The 20547-nt window shown below is 43.5% G+C and carries 17 protein-coding genes; 4 read left to right on the top strand and 13 right to left on the bottom strand.

Annotated features, from left to right (window positions below; translation table 11 throughout):
• The 6 genes from WKT20_RS14870 to WKT20_RS14845 all read right to left on the bottom strand — a co-directional run.
• Positions 1–753: phosphate ABC transporter ATP-binding protein (locus WKT20_RS14870; RefSeq protein WP_340417602.1), on the bottom strand; the 753-nt coding region annotated here is incomplete at its 3' end.
• Positions 741–1610: a phosphate ABC transporter permease PstA gene (gene pstA, locus WKT20_RS14865; RefSeq protein ID WP_007562367.1), complete on the bottom strand. Its 870-nt coding sequence runs from the start codon at positions 1608–1610 to the stop codon at positions 741–743. The genes WKT20_RS14870 and pstA, both read right to left, overlap by 13 nt.
• Before the next feature lie 22 nt (positions 1611–1632).
• Positions 1633–2490: a phosphate ABC transporter permease subunit PstC gene (gene pstC / locus WKT20_RS14860; protein WP_007562365.1), complete on the bottom strand. Its 858-nt coding sequence runs from the start codon at positions 2488–2490 to the stop codon at positions 1633–1635.
• A gap of 15 nt (positions 2491–2505) precedes the next feature.
• Positions 2506–3564, bottom strand: a complete 1059-nt coding sequence (gene pstS / locus WKT20_RS14855) for a phosphate ABC transporter substrate-binding protein PstS (protein ID WP_040313108.1) — start codon at positions 3562–3564, stop codon at positions 2506–2508.
• Positions 3565–3611: 47 nt separating this feature from the next.
• Positions 3612–4613, bottom strand: coding sequence for a hypothetical protein (locus WKT20_RS14850; protein WP_270653641.1), 1002 nt, complete (start codon positions 4611–4613; stop codon positions 3612–3614).
• A gap of 238 nt (positions 4614–4851) precedes the next feature.
• Entirely contained in the window at positions 4852–6390 is a 1539-nt protein-coding gene (locus WKT20_RS14845) for an alpha-N-arabinofuranosidase (RefSeq protein WP_340417601.1), read from the bottom strand.
• A gap of 209 nt (positions 6391–6599) precedes the next feature.
• Here WKT20_RS14845 and mltG point away from each other — a divergent pair, with 209 nt between their 5' ends.
• Entirely contained in the window at positions 6600–7625 is a 1026-nt protein-coding gene (gene mltG, locus WKT20_RS14840) for an endolytic transglycosylase MltG (RefSeq protein ID WP_118441275.1), read from the top strand.
• Positions 7626–7633: 8 nt separating this feature from the next.
• Here the strand turns inward: mltG and WKT20_RS14835 are convergent, their stop codons facing one another.
• Together WKT20_RS14835 and WKT20_RS14830 are read right to left on the bottom strand one after the other, a co-directional pair.
• Positions 7634–8323 (bottom strand): potassium channel family protein, encoded by a 690-nt coding sequence (locus WKT20_RS14835; protein ID WP_118165478.1) that lies wholly within the window; start codon positions 8321–8323, stop codon positions 7634–7636.
• 3 nt (positions 8324–8326) lie between these two features.
• On the bottom strand, positions 8327–10156 hold the full coding sequence (locus tag WKT20_RS14830) for a TrkH family potassium uptake protein (protein WP_118165480.1): 1830 nt from the start codon (positions 10154–10156) through the stop codon (positions 8327–8329).
• Positions 10157–10340: 184 nt separating this feature from the next.
• Here WKT20_RS14830 and WKT20_RS14825 point away from each other — a divergent pair, with 184 nt between their 5' ends.
• Positions 10341–11705, top strand: a complete 1365-nt coding sequence (locus WKT20_RS14825; protein WP_022052869.1) for a TrpB-like pyridoxal phosphate-dependent enzyme — start codon at positions 10341–10343, stop codon at positions 11703–11705.
• A gap of 230 nt (positions 11706–11935) precedes the next feature.
• Here the strand turns inward: WKT20_RS14825 and panD are convergent, their stop codons facing one another.
• Positions 11936–12286, bottom strand: coding sequence for an aspartate 1-decarboxylase (gene panD / locus WKT20_RS14820; protein ID WP_040313152.1), 351 nt, complete (start codon positions 12284–12286; stop codon positions 11936–11938).
• Positions 12287–12292: 6 nt separating this feature from the next.
• Positions 12293–13138: a pantoate--beta-alanine ligase gene (gene panC, locus WKT20_RS14815; protein WP_118165481.1), complete on the bottom strand. Its 846-nt coding sequence runs from the start codon at positions 13136–13138 to the stop codon at positions 12293–12295.
• A gap of 257 nt (positions 13139–13395) precedes the next feature.
• On the opposite strand from panC, the gene WKT20_RS14810 reads away from it, so the two are divergent.
• On the top strand, positions 13396–14211 hold the full coding sequence (locus WKT20_RS14810; protein ID WP_118165483.1) for a glycogen/starch synthase: 816 nt from the start codon (positions 13396–13398) through the stop codon (positions 14209–14211).
• A gap of 26 nt (positions 14212–14237) precedes the next feature.
• Positions 14238–15710 carry a DUF4270 domain-containing protein gene (locus WKT20_RS14805; RefSeq protein WP_117702272.1) on the top strand — a complete coding sequence of 491 codons (1473 nt, stop codon included), beginning with the start codon at positions 14238–14240 and terminating at the stop codon, positions 15708–15710.
• Between the two features lie 70 nt (positions 15711–15780).
• Here the strand turns inward: WKT20_RS14805 and WKT20_RS14800 are convergent, their stop codons facing one another.
• From WKT20_RS14800 to WKT20_RS14790, 3 genes are read right to left on the bottom strand one after another with little or no spacing between them, the layout of a single operon-like run.
• Positions 15781–17157 (bottom strand): glycoside hydrolase family 57 protein, encoded by a 1377-nt coding sequence (locus WKT20_RS14800; RefSeq protein ID WP_117702273.1) that lies wholly within the window; start codon positions 17155–17157, stop codon positions 15781–15783.
• Positions 17158–17171: 14 nt separating this feature from the next.
• A complete protein-coding gene (locus WKT20_RS14795) occupies positions 17172–18443 on the bottom strand; it encodes a glycosyltransferase family 4 protein (RefSeq protein ID WP_117702274.1) in 1272 nt (423 codons plus the stop codon).
• A gap of 15 nt (positions 18444–18458) precedes the next feature.
• Positions 18459–20396: a glycogen debranching enzyme N-terminal domain-containing protein gene (locus tag WKT20_RS14790; RefSeq protein WP_270653643.1), complete on the bottom strand. Its 1938-nt coding sequence runs from the start codon at positions 20394–20396 to the stop codon at positions 18459–18461.
• Between the last annotated feature and the right edge of the window lie 151 nt (positions 20397–20547).

The following is a 20547-nucleotide window of genomic DNA, read 5'->3' as shown; positions in this document are numbered from 1 at the left end:
CAGATAAGCTCTTGTACGTTCATCTGCCGGATCTTTAAACATTTTCTCCGTATTGTCATACTCTATCAGTTCACCCATATACATGAACATGGAACGGTCGGAGATACGCATGGCCTGTGACATATTGTGAGTCACAATCAGGATGGTCACCTCTTTTTTCAACTGGTCCATCAATCCCTCAATGTGCTTGGTAGCAATCGGGTCAAGAGCTGAAGTTGGCTCATCCATAAGCAATATATCCGGCTGAAGTGCTAAAGAGCGTGCAATACATAAGCGCTGCTGCTGTCCGCCAGAGAGGAAAGTACCACGCTTTGTCAGCGAGTCCTTCACTTCATCCCACAGACATACGTTGCGCAAGTTACGTTCTACAATCTCATCTTTCTGTGATTTTGACAGATGAATACCGTTCAGGATATATCCGGCCAACACATTGTCGTAAATATTCATGGTCGGGAACGGATTCGGACGCTGGAACACCATACCGATGCGACGACGTTCTTCCATCGGGTGCATCTGAAGCACATTTTCACCATTCAGTAAAATTTCTCCCGTCACACGGATATTCTTGTACAACTCATGCATGCGGTTCACGGCACGCAGCAGCGTACTCTTTCCACATCCAGAAGGCCCCATGATGGCCGTAATCGTATTTTTTTCAATATCAGCCGACACATGCTTTACAGCCATTACGTCGCTGGTATATGATATACACACATCTTTTATTTGAAGAATCGGATCCTTTATATTTTCCATTTCTTTGCAATTCGTTTAGCTAATAAATTCAGACATAACACAAAAGTCAACAGGAACAAAGAAGCTCCCCATATCAGGCTCTGCAAGTTCGGGTCGTTGAAGAACTCCCAGATAAGCAAAGGAACAGCCGACATAGGCTTGGTCATGTTCCAGCTGATAGCGGCTCCACCCAGAGCAGTAAACATCAACGGAGCTGTTTCACCGACTACACGAGAGATGGCCAGCAAAATACCGGTAAAGATACTGCCCAATGCAGAAGGCACCATCACCTTCAGCATCACTCTCCAGTAACTACCACCCAATGCCAGTCCGGCCTCTTTCAAGGTTTCCGGAAGCACCTTCATGGTTTCTTCCGTTGAACGGATAATCAGCGGAAGCATCATGATAAACAATGCCACACTTCCTGCAATAGCCGAATAACCTTTCATCGGAACAACCACCCAGATGTAAGTAATAATACCGATAATAATGGAAGGAGTACCCTGAAGCAAGTCGGTCAGGTAGCTGACAAATACAGCAAACCAGCTTTTTCTGTATTCTGACAGACAGATACCACATAAAATTCCTACTGGGATAGCGACTACAGCAGCCAACAGAAGCATCAGAAAGGTTCCGATAATTCCGTTTGCAATTCCCCCCGGAATTGCTTCTCCAGCAGAAGCAGCCATCATCGCCTTATAGGCATTCGGAGTAGCCTCGGTGAGAAACGACCAGCCTAACTGTTTCCAACCCTTGATCAATACTTCTCCCAAAATCGCCAGCAAAGGAATCGCTGTCACACCCGACAATACGCAAACCAAAATATAAAGCAAGCGGCTTTTCAGGATACGTATCTTAATATTATTTCCATATAACATAAGCACAAATCTTTTTAGCAGATTACACGTGACGGGCACGACGAATCAAAATCTTTCCGATAATATTAATGATGGCCGTAATCAGGAACAGTAACAAACCGATGGCGATCAGTGAAGAAAGCTTCAAACCGTCTGCCTCGCCAAACTGGTTTGCAATGATACTTGCCATGGTATTACCCGTGGTACGCAGTGTGTCCGGCATCTGGTTGGTATTTCCAATCAGCATGGTCACTGTCATCGTTTCTCCCAGCGCACGTCCGATAGCCAGAATATAGGCTGAGAAAATACCGGAACCCGCCATCGGGAATATCACTCTCTTGATTACCTCTGCACGCGTAGCTCCCATGGCATAAGCCCCTTCTTTCAAGTCGGAAGGAACCATCTTGATAAATTCGGCACTCAAGGAAGCTGCATACGGCACAATCATGATGGCCAGCACAAACGCAGCAGTCAGAATACCGGAACCCTGCGGAGACAGATTCAAGTGCATGAATACGGTACGAAGTACATAGAAACCCCACAAACCATAGATAATGGAAGGAATACCTGCCAGCAAATCAATCACTGTACCCAGAACGGCTGCGATTTTCTTTCCACGGAAATACTCACCAGTGAACAGTGCGACAGGAAGTGAAAATGGAATACACATCAGCAACGCCAGTGCCGTTGTAAGCAGTGTACCCGTAATAAAAGGAAGAGCGCCATAACTTTCTTTACCGGCAGTGGTCACCCAGTCGTCAGAGAAGATAAAATGCCAGAATCCAAACTCCTCGAAAGCGCCGGAAGCGTCAACGGTGAGGGAGTAAATAATTCCCCCACCAATGACCGGTATCACTATAGCCGATAAGATAAGTAAGACTTTAAACAGTTTGTCTTGCATAACTTATTGTCTTATTTATTTAAGAATCGGCTGTCCATCGTATGTCACAGCTTTCAGGTTCTGAAGGCTTTGTTCGATAGCCTTCTTAGGCAGCGGCGCATAGTGTACGGTAGCAGTAGTCTGCTGTACGCTGTCGCTCAACATATATTGCATTAAGTCCAATGTAGCTTTTGCCTGTTCCATAGAACGGTCTGCATAGTGCTGTTCCTTGTAAATCAGCAACCAGGTGAAGCAACTGATAGGATAAGCTCCTGCTGCATCTGCATCGGTAATTGAACAACGAGTATCCTGAGGAATGTCACCGGCAGCTGCAGAGATACTTTCAGTAGAAGGTACTACCAATTCACCACGCTTGTTATATACGCTTGCGTAAGGAATTTTCTGAGCAAAAGCATATTCAGAACCAATATATCCTAATGAGTAAGGAGTCTGTGCGATAATTCCTGCTACGCCCGGATTACCTTTAGCAGCCTGTCCGACCGGGAAATCCACGGTTTTACCTGCACCGTAAGTGTTTTTCCAGTTTTCACTTACTTTTGACAGATAGTCTGTAAAGATGAAAGTTGTTCCACTACCATCTGAACGGTATGCCAGAATGATTTTCTTTGCCGGCAACTGTACATCCGGATTCAGTTTCTGCAAACGCGCATCGTTCCAGTCTGTAATCTTACCTGCATAAATATCGGCAATCACGTCACCAGAAAGATTCAGTTTAACCACATCCGGCAAGTTGTATGCCATTACGACAGCTCCCATACAAGTCGGGATGTGTACCACCGGCTGCATTTCAGCCATTTCCTTGTCGCTCAAGAAAGCATCGCTACCTGCAAAGTCTACGATACCGTCTTTCAAGTTGCGGACACCACCGCCACTACCAATACCACCGTAAGAAATCTTGTCACCAGAAGTTGCATTGTAGTTTTCGAAAGACATATTATAAAATGGCAAAGGGAATGTAGCACCTGCACCTGTCAGTTCTACTGATTCACGACCATTAGCTGATTTCTGTCCACCACACGCTGCAAACGACAAAGCCATCGCTCCAGCAATTAAAGGCAAATAAAACTTTTTCATTGTGTTATACATTTAATATAAGTTACAAATCTATGTTATTCATTGAGTTAAATCGCAAACGAAGCATTCAGGTATACATAACTGGCTGTCTTGCCGCCTTCTGTTTTCGGCGACCACAACCGGAAGTTAGGAGCTAACTTGATGTATTTACCTAATTTAAATTCGGCACCTACCATTCCGGCCATACCGTCTGCATCCTTGTTCCAGTCTTTCTCTGAAGAGAGCAGGTCCCAACGACCGAAAAGACTTATTTTCTTGCTTAACTGTGCAGACGCATAAACCGAGAAACCATCCTGATCACAATCAGGCACATATTTCGTGTTGGTCTGGTAGTTGTATTCCGCTGCCACCGAGAAGGCCGTATGCTTATATCCGACAAAAGCAGCCAGATTCGTAATACCTTTTTCCCCTTCTTCTACTGATTCATTATACGAACCGTATGCACGTACCGTCAGGCCCTCAACCGGAGTCAGTGTCACGCCGGCACCATACTGCAAACCGTCTTTCACCTGTACTTTTTTATATCCTTCTCCGTTGGCCACAATCACATCGGCCGAAACCACCTTGTTAAATTTATAGGCTACTGAAACCCCCAAGTCCGCACTGCTGCCGAACTTATATTCATCCTGAAAAGATTTCATCACGTAACGTTTTCCCCAGAAATCTTCCTGAACCTTAAATTGAGTCGTAGTGATTAATCCGGCATTCAACGTCCAGCCGTTTTGCTTCCAGGTAATCTGTGCATTTTTCACATATCCGATGCGCTGATGGTCATTTACGTCTTTTGACTGACCGAAATCAACTACCGCCTTCAACTGCAATCCGTGAGGCAAAGCATACTGATAGCCAATATAGGCACGGTCCAGATTAAACCCTCTGTCATCATTGACAGAACCAAAACCAGAATGCGCATCCGAAAATATGGTAATGATGGCATCTCCTTTTTTCTCACCAGGAGCCCGTTCTTCAGGCGCTCCATCTGCAAAGGCAGCACCCACAGTGCACATCCAGATGCTTAACAGACATAAAACTCTTTTCTTTGTTTTCATTTTTCCTATAGACTCATTTTTTTGACACCACAAAGGTCTCATATTAGTGTTACAAACAGATGTCATACGCTTAAAGAAAATGTAACATCCTGTTACATTCATGTTACAAAACAAAAATATCGCTTTCTGAAATCAAATTCCGTTAACGGACGGTTGATTTTCAGAAAGCGATACTTTACTGATTATATGGTATTTACAAATTCTTCTTTTCTACAAACAAAGAAGATTCTGCAATATACTATTTAATTTCCAATGTAACAATTGATTTTGCAGGCAATTTCACTACAAGTCCATTCTTTGTCAATTTAGCGCCTTTGAAGTCGGCCAATTTCACCAGGTCAGGCTGTTCAAACGTATTGTAATCGTCAATCTTTTCAGATGTCAGAATCTGTCCGCTTACCGATTTAGCCTTTACATCACCCAGGGTCAGTGTGATTTCCTGTGACTCTTCCAGATCTACGTTAGAAAGTGACATATGAATAGCTCCTGATTTATCACGTGAAGCAGTCGCACTTACCATCGGTACGATACGGTTGTCGCGTACAATCTTACGTTCGCACTGCAAATCGAGCGGCAGATAAGTGGCATCCTGATGTACGTTATACATCTTGAACACATAGTAAGTCGGAGTCAGCACCATCTTGTCTTCTTTGGTCAGAATCATAGACTGCAATACATTTACCACCTGAGCAATGTTGGTCATTTTAACTCGATCGGTATATTTATGGAAGATATCCAGACTCAAAGAAGCCACGAAGGCATCGCGCAAGGTATTCTGCTGGTAAAGATGACCGCTGATAGTACCCGGTTCTTCATCCCACCAGGTTCCCCATTCGTCTACCATCAAGCCAATCTGCTTTTTCGGGTCATATTTGTCCATAATGGCAATGTGACGCTTAAGCACATCTTCAATTTCGCGACATTTTCCCATTGTCCAATAATAATCTTCGTCGTTGAACTTCGTAGCAGAACCTTTGCTTCCACTCCATCCAAGCACAGTATAATAGTGCAGAGAAAGTCCGTCCATGCGATGACCTACGTTTTTCATCAACACTTCAGTCCAGTTATAGTCATAATCGCTGGCACCGCTGGCAATCTTGAACAAGCGGTTGCCATCGTAGTTACGGCAATAAGTAGAATAACGGCGATACAAATCGGCATAGTATTCCGGACGCATGCTACCTCCGCATCCCCAGCTTTCATTTCCCACTCCGAAGTATTTTACTTTCCACGGTTTTTCACGTCCGTTTTCCAGACGCAATTTTGCCATCGGGCTTCCTTGTTCAGAAGTCATATATTCTACCCACTTGGCCATTTCTTCCACGCTACCGCTACCTACGTTTCCGCTGATGTAAGGTTCACATCCTAACATTTCGCACAAGTTCAGGAATTCGTGTGTTCCGAAGCTGTTATCTTCTACGGTTCCTCCCCAGTTGTTGTTGACCATACGCGGACGTTTTTCACGAGGACCAATACCGTCCATCCAATGGTATTCATCGGCAAAGCATCCTCCCGGCCAGCGGAGTACAGGCACTTTCAAGTCTTTCAATGCTTCGAACACATCTTTACGATAACCTTTAATATTAGGTATGGAAGAATCTTCTCCTACCCAAAGACCTCCATAGATACATGTACCGAGGTGTTCGGCAAACTGACCATAAATTTCCTTATTGATGATTTGTTTTCCCTGCTCCGGATGAACAGTCACTGTGGCCTTCTGCTGAGCGCATAAAGGCATTGCGGCACAAAAAGCCAACCCTAGAATTGCATTTTTCATACTTATTGATTTTACTTGTTTATTTCACACTTTACAAATGTAGGAATATTTTCCATGTAATGGGTGTACATTTGACATTTTTCAGGAGGAGATTTGACCATTCTACATAAAATTACATGAAATGTACATCCATCCTTATCAGATTCTGACGCTTCACTGCCGCAGAAATAAAGTTTTCTTACTACTTTTACACCCAAATTTGAAACCAAATGAAATCAAAAAAGACAATCATTATTTGTGCCCTTGTCACAATTCTAATTTTAGGAGGAGCTATCAGCACTATTTCCTTGCTGTTCAATCACCCTCTCCGCATAGAGAAAGCCACCTTTATTTATATAGATGGAGACGATACAGCCGACTCCGTGTACGTCAAACTTCAAAGAGATTTGAATGCCACACATCTGACAGGATTCAAAATGCTGGCTCGTCTCAAAAAATACAACCAGCAGATTCATACCGGAGCCTATCAATTTGATGCATCCATCAATACACTTACTTTATTCCGCCGCCTGAGTAGCGGACATCAGACTCCGGTCAAAGTGGTTATACCCAATGTGCGGACCCTGGCACGTCTGACACGCTCGCTGGACCGTCAACTCATGCCCGATTCTACGGAGTTTGCCCGACTTGTCGGTGACAGTGCCTTCTGCGCTTCATTGGGTTTCAGTCTTGAAACGATGCCTGCGCTGTTCATCCCGAACACGTATGAAGCCTATTGGAATACGGATGCAGAAGCCTTTATCCGACGAATGAAAAAAGAACATGAACGTTTCTGGACGCAGGAACGAAAGGACAAAGCCCAAGCCTGCGGACTGACTCCGGTAGAAGTCAGCACACTGGCCTCCATCGTGGAAGAAGAAACAGCCAACAAGAGTGAGATGCCGATGGTGGCAGAACTCTACCTGAACCGTCTACAAGCGGGAATGCCACTCCAGGCCGATCCGACCATCAAATTCAGCCTGCAAGAATTCGGACTGCGACGCATTCTGCACAAACACCTGGAGGTAGAAAGTCCTTACAACACTTACAAGCACGCCGGACTTCCTCCCGGTCCTATCCGCATTGCTTCCATCCAGGGAATAGAAAGCGTGCTGAACCATGCACAGCATGATTACCTCTACATGTGCGCCAAAGAAGATTTCTCGGGCACGCACAACTTTGCCGCTACCTTTGCTGAACATCAGGCCAATGCCCGCCGTTACCAGCAGGCACTGAACAAGAGAAACATCCGTTAGAAAATGGACTAACGGACTGATTTCCAAAATTGCATAAAGCTGAAATAAGAGCCGTAGCACACCAGTCCGTCGCCTTTCTGAAGTGCATAGTCCTCTGGGAATGTATTGGCCACCTCTTTCTCGAAGACAGATATACCCAGGAAGTTTTTCACCTGTTTGCCCTGTACCAGAGAAATCAGTTTCAGACCGAATTCCTGTTCCAGGTTCAGTTCATTGATGTGATAGCCTACCAGTTTCTCCGGAATCTCTAGCTTGAACACGTAGGTATTGCCGTCTATCTGGAAAAATTCAGCCCCGCCATCCAACTCCAGCTGTTGTGCCAGCAAACGTGCCGCATCCTGCTCCGGTGTCAGAATACGGTCTATCGAAAAGGCTTCGAGCACACCCTTGTGTACCTCGTCTACCGCCCGTGCATAAATCCGTTTCACTTTCAGCTTTTTCAGCAACGACACAATCCGGACCGAAGCACCAAAATTATCGCCTATAGCTACGATTACCGCATCCACACTCTTCAGCGGAAGCACGGAAAGTGCCATTTCATCCGTCGCGTCGAGCGCAAACGAAGCTGCCATGCGGTCCTTCACACTGTCTACGTGCAATCCGTTTCCGTCTGCACCTACCACTTCATGCCCCATGGCTGTCAGCTCCATAGCCAATGTGGCCCCATAATGTCCTAAACCAATAATCAAATATTTCATACATCAGTTGATGATAATGTTATCACTTGGATACCTGTAATTGCGTTTCTTCTCCTGGCGTACCAGACCGGTGAGCAAGGTAAATGCACCGACACGACCAATATACATCAGCAGAATCACCAGCAACTTGCTGCTATTGCCCAAGGTCGGTGTCAGGTCAAGACTGGAACCGACGGTACTCAATGCCGAAACACATTCGAAAGTAATGGCCAGCAACCCGGCTTCCGGTTCCAGCACACTCAACAGGAAGATGGCCAGAAAGACCATAAACAGATACAAAATCAATGCGGCATTCGAACGACGGATAGAATCGTGTGACAGTTCACGACGTAAAATTGCCACACGGTCGGCCCCGCGAACTACGGCCCACAAATTAATCAAGACCACCGCAAATACGTTGACTTTTACCCCACCGGCCGTAGACTGCGTGCCCCCTCCTATCATCATCAGCACCACCATGAGCAACAAGGTTTGTGTAGACAAGGAGGTCAGCCCCACACTGGCAAAACCGGCAGTTCGCGGACAAGAGGAATTAAAGAAAGCATGCACCCACTTGTCTGCCACCGGCATGCCTGCAAAAGAATGGTTCCACTCCAGGGCAGCAATGGCCAATGTACCACCTATTAAAAGAAAGACAGTAGCCACCAGCACAATCTTCGTATTCAAATTATACAGGTGTACTTTTTTCCGGAATCTTCCGGAACGACGCAACAGCCAGAATTTTCCGGCTTGCAGGTAATACGCCACCGTTTCGTACAAATTCACCAATATCGGGAATCCGATGCCTCCCAATGCAATCAGCAATCCCAAAGTGATGTAAAGCAGATTATGTCCCTGCATGACGGCCGGATTGCCCATCCCACCGGGCAAGGTGGAAAAACCTGCATTACAAAAGGCTGACACGGAATGGAAGGCAGAAAAGAAGAGTTCTTCCTGCAAGGTCATTCCCAACGTGCCATGCACACTTAGCCAGATAACCACCATACCAACTCCTTCTATCGCCAGCGTAAAGCCCAATATATATAATAAGGTAGACAATAGCGAATTCAAGGAGTTGGAACTGATCATGTCGCCCACCATCAGCTGATTATAAAGCGAGGTATTTCCCATAAAAAACATGGCGAAGAAACTTGTCAGCGTCATCACCCCGAGTCCGCCTATCTGAATCAGGAGAATAATCAGGATTTGTCCCTCCAGCGTAAAGGTGGAAGGCACATCTACGGTAACAAGCCCTGTGACACACGTCGCACTCGTAGCTGTAAACAGGGCATCCATGAACGAAATGCCGTGATAGGTAGCCCGAGGAAGCATCAACAACCCAGTACCCAACAAAATAAACACCAGAAAACTGCCTGCCAGAATCAACGACGGATTGGTACGTTTGCCCAGCAAGCGCACCAGAATGCCCGAAAGCTGGGAGAAGGAAAGCAGCACCAGGATAGTTCCCTTATAATAAGCATGATGAAAGAACACCCATACCCAATATACCCCAGTCGTTTCCTCCGGCTTTTTGAATACCACAGGGAGCAAGGTCAGATAAAGCAGTATGGTAAGAATCCATGTCCACGGAGTAAACTTAAACGAGGAATCTTCCTGACGAAAGACAATCTGTATCGTTGTTGTAACTAAAAAGATGACCCATACCGTATGATAGACCGTATGTATCAGATTATACTCCGCCGCAGAAATCCTGAATCCATATTCATACACAATGGTCAGTAAAAAGACAATGCCGCACAGAAAATTAATCCCCATCACCCAGTTAAGCAGCTGGTTTACACGCGGCATAAGCAGTTTCTTATTATATAAAAAAAGTCGTTCCCAATAATCCATATTATAGTGAATGAATGTATTTACAAATGTATGGAAAAATCCATATACTTATGCGACAAAGAAAGGAGAAATCTACCACAAGATTCTATTCAGTAAGAAAACAGATAAGAAAAAAAGCAAAATGAGTTGTTTGTTATCATTTATTTCCATATTTTTGACGAAAACTTAAAAATAGTAAGCAATTATGAGTAATAGACAGAAAAGATTCATCTTACCTGAAGATGAAATACCAAAATACTGGTATAACATTCAAGCCGACATGGTCAACAAACCCATGCCTCCACTGAACCCGGCTACAAAAGAACCGTTGAAACCGGAAGACCTCTACCCTATCTTCGCCAAGGAACTCTGCCATCAGGAATTGAACCAGACTGATGCGTGGATTGAAATTCCGGAAGAAGTACGGGAAATGTACAAATACTACCGCAGCACCCCGCTGGTACGTGCTTACGGACTGGAGAAAGCACTGGGTACACCGGCACACATCTATTTCAAGAATGAAAGTGTCAGCCCTATCGGTTCACACAAACTGAACTCTGCACTGGCACAAGCTTACTACTGCAAGAAAGAAGGCGTAACGAACATCACTACTGAAACAGGTGCCGGACAATGGGGAGCTGCCTTGTCGTATGCCGCGAAGGTGTTCGGACTGGAAGCTGCCGTATATCAGGTAAAAATCAGTTACGAACAGAAGCCTTATCGCCGCAGCATCATGCAGACCTTCGGCGCACAGGTAACTCCTTCTCCTTCCATGTCTACCCGTGCAGGAAAAAATATCCTGACCAAATATCCGAACCATCAGGGTTCACTGGGTACTGCCATCTCGGAAGCTATCGAGCTGGCACGCACCACACCAAACTGTAAATATACACTGGGGTCCGTGCTGAGCCACGTAACCCTGCACCAGACGGTTATCGGGCTGGAAGCTGAAAAGCAGATGGAAATGGCCGGTGAATATCCAGACATGATTATCGGATGCTTCGGAGGAGGTTCCAACTTCGGTGGAATCTGTTTCCCGTTCATGCGTCACACCATTCTGGAAGGAAAGAAGACACGTTATATCGCAGCCGAACCGGCATCTTGCCCCAAACTGACCAGAGGTAAATTTGAATATGACTTCGGTGATGAAGCCGGCTACACCCCGCTACTGCCGATGTTTACCTTAGGACACAACTTTACACCTGCCAATATCCATGCCGGTGGTCTGCGCTACCACGGTGCAGGTGTCATCGTTTCTCAGCTGTTGAAAGACAATTTGATGGAAGCGGTAGACATACAGCAGCTTGACACATTTAAGGCCGGCTGTCTGTTTGCCCGCGCTGAAGGTATCATTCCAGCTCCGGAATCTTGCCATGCTATTGCTGCTGCTATTCAGGAAGCAGAAAAATGCAAGGAAACAGGTGAAGAAAAAGTAATTCTGTTCAACTTGTCCGGTCATGGTCTGATAGACATGAGTGCATACGACCAATACTTGTCGGGCAACCTGACCAACTATTCACTGAGCGAAGAAGACATAGCAAACAGCTTGCAGGACGTGCCTCAAGTGTAATTTTTGACACGCTCCCAAAACGCAAGTACGTTTGAAAGAAAACACAAAGACGTTTTATCCTAAACGCAAGTACGTTTTGATTCAAACGCAAAGGCGTTTTAGTACGAACGTACTTGCGTTTTTTCGTAAGCGAAAAACGTTTAGAATATACCAAAACGAAGGGTGCCGGAAAGAGATTTCTCATCTTCCTCCAGCACCCTTTATTTATTTCATCAACTTATCTAATTCAATTACAACAGACGATTTGTTGCTGTATCCGGGAATACCACGGTCGGCTTGAAAGTCTTGGCCTCCTCAAAGTCCATCAAGGCATACGACATGATAATCACCACATCGCCCACCTGCACCTTGCGGGCTGCCGCTCCGTTCAGACAAATACAACCTGAGCCACGTTCACCCTTAATGATATAGGTTTCAAAACGTTCACCGTTGTTATTGTCCACAATCTGTACCTTCTCACCGGCAATCATGTTGGCCGCATCCATCAAATCTTCATCAATCGTAATGCTGCCCATGTAGTTCAGGTTCGCTTCTGTCACCGTTACGCAATGAAGCTTCGACTTCAACACTTCAATCATCATCATCCGTTATCCTTTATATTTAATGTTATCAATCAGACGTACTTCACCGCAATATACCGTAATACAACCTACAATGTAATTGCTTTCGTCCCATGCTTTCACGGGCTGAAGCGTATTGCCATCCACAATCTCGAAATATTCCAGTTTCAGTCCCGGTGCACGACGGATACAGTCTTCTACAAACTGCTTGGTTTCAAGCAAAACACGTGACTTGCTGAAATCTACACTGGCAAACAATGCCTTCGAAATCTGCAAGGCTTCCTTCCGCTGCTCTGCCGTAAGACGCGCATTACGACTGCTCAATGCCAGACCGTCTTCTTCACGTACAATCGGACATCCTACAATCTGGATGTTAAAAGGATACTTGCGTACCATTTCACGGATAATGGCCAGCTGCTGGAAATCCTTTTCACCAAAATAAGCACGGTCAGGTTCCACCATCAAAAATAATTTGCTGACAATCTGACAAACTCCGTTGAAATGTCCCGGACGGTATTTTCCTTCCATTACCGTATCCAGCGGCGCATAGCTGAACTGACGGGTATCCGGTTCAGGATAAATTTCTTCTACAGAAGGAGCAAAAACTAACGTAGCTCCACATTTCTCCAATAAGGCACAATCCGCCTCCAGTGTGCGCGGATATTTTAAAAGGTCATTCTGGTCGTTAAACTGTGTAGGGTTCACAAAATCACTGACTACCACTACATCATTCTCAGCTACGGCACGATTCACCAACGAAGCGTGTCCCGCATGCAAAGCTCCCATCGTCGGAACCAGACCGATAGTCTTTCCTTCTTTACGGAAAGCATCGAGTTCGGCGCGAAGCTCACTGATAGTTTGAATTAACTTCATCTCTTATTCCTGTTTTTAATCATAAATTCAGAAAACGGCTGCAAAGTAACTATTTATTTAGCACATAAAGAAACGGAAACGGAAAATTCTTTTGGCTTTTAGCGAATTTATCCTATTTGGAGGGTAGAACAAATACCATTATAGTGCACTGTTTATCAATACATTAACATACTATAAGGATTTATAAACGGCTGTCGGTTCGCTTCATTGGTGTATTTTTTGTATCTTTGCCAGTCGTTAAGAGCAACTATAATACAATGAGCGCGAAAAAAGTTTTATTCATTACACAAGAAATTACTCCCTACGTACCCGAAAGTAACCTGGCATTAATCGGCCAGAATTTACCGCAAGCCATACAAGACAAAGGCCGCGAAATCAGAACATTCATGCCCAAATGGGGCATCGTGAACGAACGCAGAAACCAATTGCATGAGGTTATCCGCCTGTCAGGAATGAATCTGATTATCGATGACACGGATCATCCGCTGATTATCAAGGTGGCATCCATTCAGGCTGCACGCAGACAAGTGTACTTCATTGATAATGATGATTATTTCCTGCATCGCCAGATGACATGCGATGAAAACGGGAAGGAATACGAAGACAATGGCGAACGTGCCATCTTCTATGCCCGTGGTGTGCTGGAAACTGTCAAGAAACTGCGCTGGTGTCCGGACGTGATTCACTGTCACGGATGGATGAGTGCGATGGTTCCTCTTTATATTAAAAAAGCATATTACGATGAACCTTCTTTCCGTGATTCAAAGGTGATTTTCTCACTTTATCAGGAAGGATTTAATTCGAACTTAGCTCCCAACTTTGCCGAACAAGTGCTGTTCAGAGAAGTAACTCCTGAAGATGTCAGCATGATGAAGTCGCCGGCAAACTATGAGGAACTCTGCAAGTTAGCAGTAGCTTACTCTGACGGAGTGATTCAAAATGACGAAACTGTAAACCAGAATGTACTCGACTACGCACGAAGTCTGAACATTCCGGTACTTGAATACGCTTCGGGCGATGCCTATGCAGATGCGTGTGACGCATTCTATGACAAGGTATTCGTTTCCGAATAAATATGAATACATAAAAAAGGACGAAAATGAAACTTAAGTTCTTGGCAGCAATCGGACTTGCAGCCACACTCTACAGTTGTGATGATACCACTACAGGTGTCGGTGAATTCGTGGCAGATGCAGATGAAATTACTGCATCGGCTCAAACTTTTGAGGCCACTACCAAAACCCTGAAATATACAGACCTGAACCCGAACGGAGTATTCTCCCGTACAAGTAGCGCATACTTGGGCAAATTCACCGATCCGGATTTCGGAACGTATACCACCGATTTTATCACACAAATCAATTGCACGGAAGATTTTGAATTTCCGGAAACCACTCAAAAAATTGTGGCAACTACATTGGAATTATCGTATGCCAGTTTCTTTGGTGATTCTTTAGCTCCGATGAAAGTGAGAGTGGACGTATTGAAAAAAGCAATTGATGACAATGGAGAAGATTTAGATTTATATTATACGTCCTATAAGCCTGAAGATTTCTACAATGCCAACGGATTACCTTTGGCTGAGCAAGAATATGCCGTTCGTGACAACTCATGGACAGATGCTGAAATAGACTCCATCAAAAGTGCCAACGGATATTATCCCCCTCTGGTTATCGACTTGGATAAAAAGAGTACATGGAACATTGGAGACGAGCAAAAGACTGGTACATTCAGTGAATACTTATTAGCAAAATATAAAGAAGACAAGAACAACTTCAAAGATGCTAATGCTTTTATCCATAATGTATTGCACGGATTTTATGTACATAACACAGGAGGAGAAGGTTCAATTCTATACATTGGAGATATCTGGTTGCGCATGAAGGTTGAATATTTGGTTGAAAGACCTTCTACTGGTGTTGTTGACTCCACCGTTTATACTTCAATTCCTTTTGCGGCAACTAACGAAGTATTTATGTCTACGCGTCTGGACAATTCTGAAGATGCGTTAAACAGACTTGCTGAAGAAAAAGCTCATACCTATCTGAAAACTCCTACCGGACTTTGCACGGAAGTAGAACTACCCTTACAGGAAATGTATGAGGCATTGGGTAATGATACTTTGAACTCCGTTTCTATGTCATTTACTAAGTACAAGAATGTGAGCGAAAACTCAGAAAATAATCCTTACAAAATGGGAACGCCACAGTATCTGCTGCTCATTCGTAAGAATGAAGTAAACGATTTCTTTGAGCAAAGAAAGAATTACGACAGCAAAACAACCTTCTTAGGCTCTTACAGCAGCACAACTAATTCCTATTCATTTTCACAGGTGAACCGCTTGATCAGCCAGATTTTCAGCAATATGAGAACCAAAGAAGAACCGGCTGAAGGATGGGATAAATACAATACCATGGTATTGATTCCGGTAAAAACCGAAACAGACTCTCAAGGAAACACCATCGGTTTGTCGCACGATCTGGAAGTGAACTCAGCCAAACTCATAGGTGGCGAAGAAGGAGAAAAAATCAAGATGGAAGTTATCTATACCAAACCGAAATTCAATAAATAAAGAAATAAGAATATAAAAAAATCCGGAAGTAAAAACTTCCGGATTTTTTTTTATGCCTCTATCTCAAGCTTTATTTCTTAGCTGTAGTAGTCTTCTTGGCAGCAGTTGTTTTCTTGGCAGGAGCTTTTTTAGCAGGAGCCTTTTCTTTCTCGGATTGTTCCTTAACCAAGGCCTGTAAATGCTTTACCTGATCATTCAATTGTACCAGTTCCTCTTCCTGATTACGTATGGTTGTCAACAAAGAATTCAATTCTTCATCTTCCATATCTACAGGATACAATGAATTTACACGAGCAATAAAGTCACCAAGGATATTCATGTAATTTGTGAAAGCATCATACGGTGAATCATAAATACCACGATCCAACGATACGCCCATTTGCTTGGTAGTCATGAAACGGAAGTTATTGCTTGCCTGCAGATAATCCCAATCCTGTTTGATTCTACGGTCAGAGCACAAGTGTACACGTTCTGCTACGCTATACAACTTATCAAATGCTTCACGCTGCATCACATTTCCTAACCACGGGCTAATATCACGTTCTTCATCAGTCCATGACATTGGATAAGGCACATCAATCATATCGACTGATTTCAGTTTCGTTACGATTTCCGACGGAGTAGAGAAGGTAATGCCTTTCTGCTTAGCACATTCCGGCAATGCTTTCAGGAATTCCAGAATATTGGAAGACAGCGGCTGGAAGATACCCAAAGCAGACAATTCCATAAAGATATTGATAACCTGTTCGTTTTCCGGCAGAGAAGCAATCCAGCCAATATATTTATCTGCAAACAACGGATATTCGCTCCATTCTGTATTAGAGAAACGTAAGCTTATATCGTCAGACAACTTAAAGTCACGCAGCAACAGTTTCAGATTCGGATTTTCGGCACAGTGGTACAAATAGTGAGGGCTCTTCCATCCCAACACATGCTTAGCACCTTCTGCCAGCATACCCTTGAATCCCATACCTGCTACGATACCACCAATTTCATTGTCATAAATCAAGCTGGAGTTACGGAATACCTTAGGCTCTTGTCCGAAATAGTCTTTAATCTTCACACGCATGCGTTCCACTTCTTCGCAGAAGCAAGTTTCATTTTTCAATGAAGACAATCCATGTGAATAAGGCTCGCAAAGGAATTCACAGCAACCCGTGGCATTCAACTCATGCAACAACTCTATTACAGCCGGAGCGTGGATTTCCAATTGTTCCAAAGCTACACCTGAAATAGACAAGGCTACTTTAAATGCGCCGTTATTTGCTTTTGCCATGTCAATCAGGGTTCTCAGGGCCGGTATATAGGAACGTTCGGCCACTTCATTCATACCCTGCTCATTGGCATAATCATCGTAGTAATAATGTTCTGAACCGATTTCAAAGAAACGATAACGTTTCAAATGAATAATCTGGTGTATTTCAAAGTAAAGACAAATTGTTTTCATATTGTTTTGCAGTTTTATTTACCATAATTTTTTAAGACTTGCTCATAAAGTGCGCGAATCTTCACGCCGACCTTCTCCCATACAATGCCGTCCACTTCTTTCTTTCCTTCATCGCGGAGATACTCATAAAGTGAATCATTGGTACAGATAGAGTAAATGGCATCTGCCATTGCATGTATATCCCAATAGTCTGTTTTAATACACTTCGAAAGAATTTCGGCACAACCAGACTGTTTGGAGATGATTGTCGGCACGCAGCATTGCATAGCTTCCAGTGGTGAAATACCAAATGGTTCAGACACTGACGGCATGATATACACATCACTCATCTTCAGCACTTCATATACTTGCTTGCCTTTCATGAATCCTGGGAAATGGAAACGGTCGGCTATACCTCTTTTTGCTGCCAGACGAATCATGGCGTTCATCATATCACCGCTACCAGCCATTACAAAACGAATGTTACGGGTGCGATTCAATACCATAGCAGCGGCTTCCACAAAGTATTCCGGACCTTTCTGCATGGTGATACGTCCCAAGAAAGTAACAATCTTTTCTTTCGGATTCTTCTTAACCTGAATATCCTGTATTTCTTTTGGAAGCGGAGATACCGCATTGTGCATGGTGAATACTTTGCGAGGATCCTGATAATACTTGTGAATAACCGTCTGACGTGTCAACTCACTTACACACATGATGCAATCAGCATGGTCCATACCGTTCTTTTCAATGGAGTAAACAGTAGGATTCACATTACCACGGCTTCGGTCAAAGTCTGTAGCGTGTACATGGATAACCAGCGGTTTTCCAGAAACCTGCTTAGCATGAATACCAGCCGGATAAGTCAACCAGTCGTGCGAGTGAATAATATCAAACTGTTGCTGACGAGCCACCACACCGGCTACAATAGAATAGTTATTAATTTCTTCATGCAGATTATCCGGATATCTTCCAGAAAACTCCATGCAACCCAAATCATTGGTATGCATATAATTGAAATCTGCATAAATATGGTCACGCAAGTCATAATAAAGCTGCGGATCCATATAATGTCCCACTCTATCTTTTACATAATCCCATTGTACGTCACGCCATACAATAGGTACACTGTTCATTCCTATGATACGTAAAAAACTTTGGTCCTCATCTCCCCAGGGCTTCGGAATACAGAAAGTAATTTCCATATCCTCCTGCTGAGCAAGTCCATGAGTCAATCCATAACTGGCTGTACCTAATCCTCCTAAGATATGAGGAGGAAATTCCCAACCAAACATCAAAACTTTCATATAACCCCCTCCTCTTTATTGATTGTTATATTTCTCCAACAAATTCAATGTACGCAAAATTTCGGCCACATTCATTGCAAATGAAACAGCACCTCTACCCTGGAATGGCGGATTTCCATCAAATAATTCAGGAATAGAACTGATGCAATGACAGGTCATCTGATCTTCATAACTGATAAGCTGACGTTCTACAAATGAAATTGCACTCCGTTTATAGATACGTAAATAAGCCTCCAGATAGAAACCTTCCAGCCATGGCCATGCGGTACCCTGATGGTAAGCATAATCACGCTGAAGCTGAGGACCTACATAGTTAGGATTATAACCACCACTCTTCGGACTCAGCGAACGGATGCCTTTAGGTGTCAGCAATTCTTTTGTTACGATGTCTACAACACCTTTCTTCTGTTTGGAATCCAATGGAGAATAATCAAAGGCTGCCGCAAAAATCATGTTCGGACGAACACTCCAGTCCATCATATCGCCATCTACGTAATCAAGCAAATAGCCATATTCATTCAGGAAGGTCTGCACAAATGACTGAGACACTTTATCGGAGAACTGATGCAGATAATCTACAAAACCATTGTCTGAAGACAATAAATCAGCTACAAAGCAAAGTGCATTGTACCACAAAGCATTAAATTCCACCACATATCCTGTGCGAGCAACTACCGGACGACCATTTACAGTAGAGTTCATCCATGTAACAGCTTTGTCTCTTCCGTTTGTACAAACCAATCCGTTCTCATGAACTTTCAAATTAGGATGATGATTACCTGCCAGATAATCCATCACATCCTTCAAGGCTTTACCATATTTTACTCGCGCTTCATCCCATGACACCATCTTGGCATATTGCTGTATAGTCCATACCAGCCATAACAACACATCAGGATGTTCTATCTCTGTCACCTTCAAATGAGAGTCCTTACCTTCCATGAATGCATAAACAGCCTTTAAGGCCGTTTCCATAATCATTTCAAACTTACCAATTTCACCAATGGAAAGAGTAAGTCCAGGAAGTGAAATAAATATGTCACGGGCACGACACTTAAACCAAGGATACCCGGCTAAAATGTACGATTCACCGTCCTGCTTGTTAAGGAACTGATGAGCTGAATTAATAAGACAGTTTTTGAAGTTATCACGAGGAGTTCGCTGTTCCATTTCTGCTGCGAACAAGGCATTAAGAGAAGTAGTTTCAATTGGTGTCACGCCACCTGAGAAAGTAACAGATTCCCCTTTCTTAATACTAATCTCAAAGTAACCAGGCACATACAAATCTTCATTAAAATCATATCCGCGTTCACGTTCTTTCGGATATTCAATGCCTCTATACCAATCGGGCTGGAAACAGAATTGATTTTCCTTACTCAACTGCATGTAGAGTTCCGGATATCCAGGATACATACATGTCTTTATTCCGTTCTCTACCACATCATAATGGCGACTGGCCTGTGCATTTTCGTGCGTATATTGTCTTACACTACGGAAAGCCAAATAAGGACGCAAACGAAGAATTGTTTCAGAATGTGCATCAACTAACGTATACCTTATCAGAATACGGTTTTCATGATGTACAAATAACTTCTCTTTCTTTAAAATAACACCGCCTACACGATAAATAGTCGTCGGAACTTTCTCACACTCGAATTCGCGAATGTATTTATGTCCTCTAGGACTGAAATTGTCGCCTCCATATTTATGCAAGCCAAGATTAAACTCAGCCCCATGTTGGATAACAGTTTCATCCAATGAAGAAAGTAATACATGGTTTTCATCGTCCAACTCCGGTACAGGTATCACAAGCAACCCATGATACTTACGCGTATTACAGTCTACAATTGTCGAACAATGATAAGCCCCCGAGCGATTCGTACGAAGAATTTCTCTAGTTAGAGTTTCTTCCAGATTTGTCATTATCGTCTTGTCAAATCGTAAATAACTCATAGTTGTATATTAAGGTTATAAATTAATACTCGTCATAAAAAATGTTACTTTTATTTCCCCTCAAATTTAATGATTAAAAATAAACAACAAAACCAAAATCTTTTTTTTTTACCTTAAAAGCCCGTTTTTTATACTTCTAAAGGCATATATC

Origin of the sequence: Phocaeicola sp. ICN-14070 (assembly GCF_037892625.1) — a bacterium.
GTDB lineage: Bacteria > Bacteroidota > Bacteroidia > Bacteroidales > Bacteroidaceae > Phocaeicola > Phocaeicola plebeius.
This window is presented reverse-complemented; position numbering and strand designations above follow the sequence as displayed.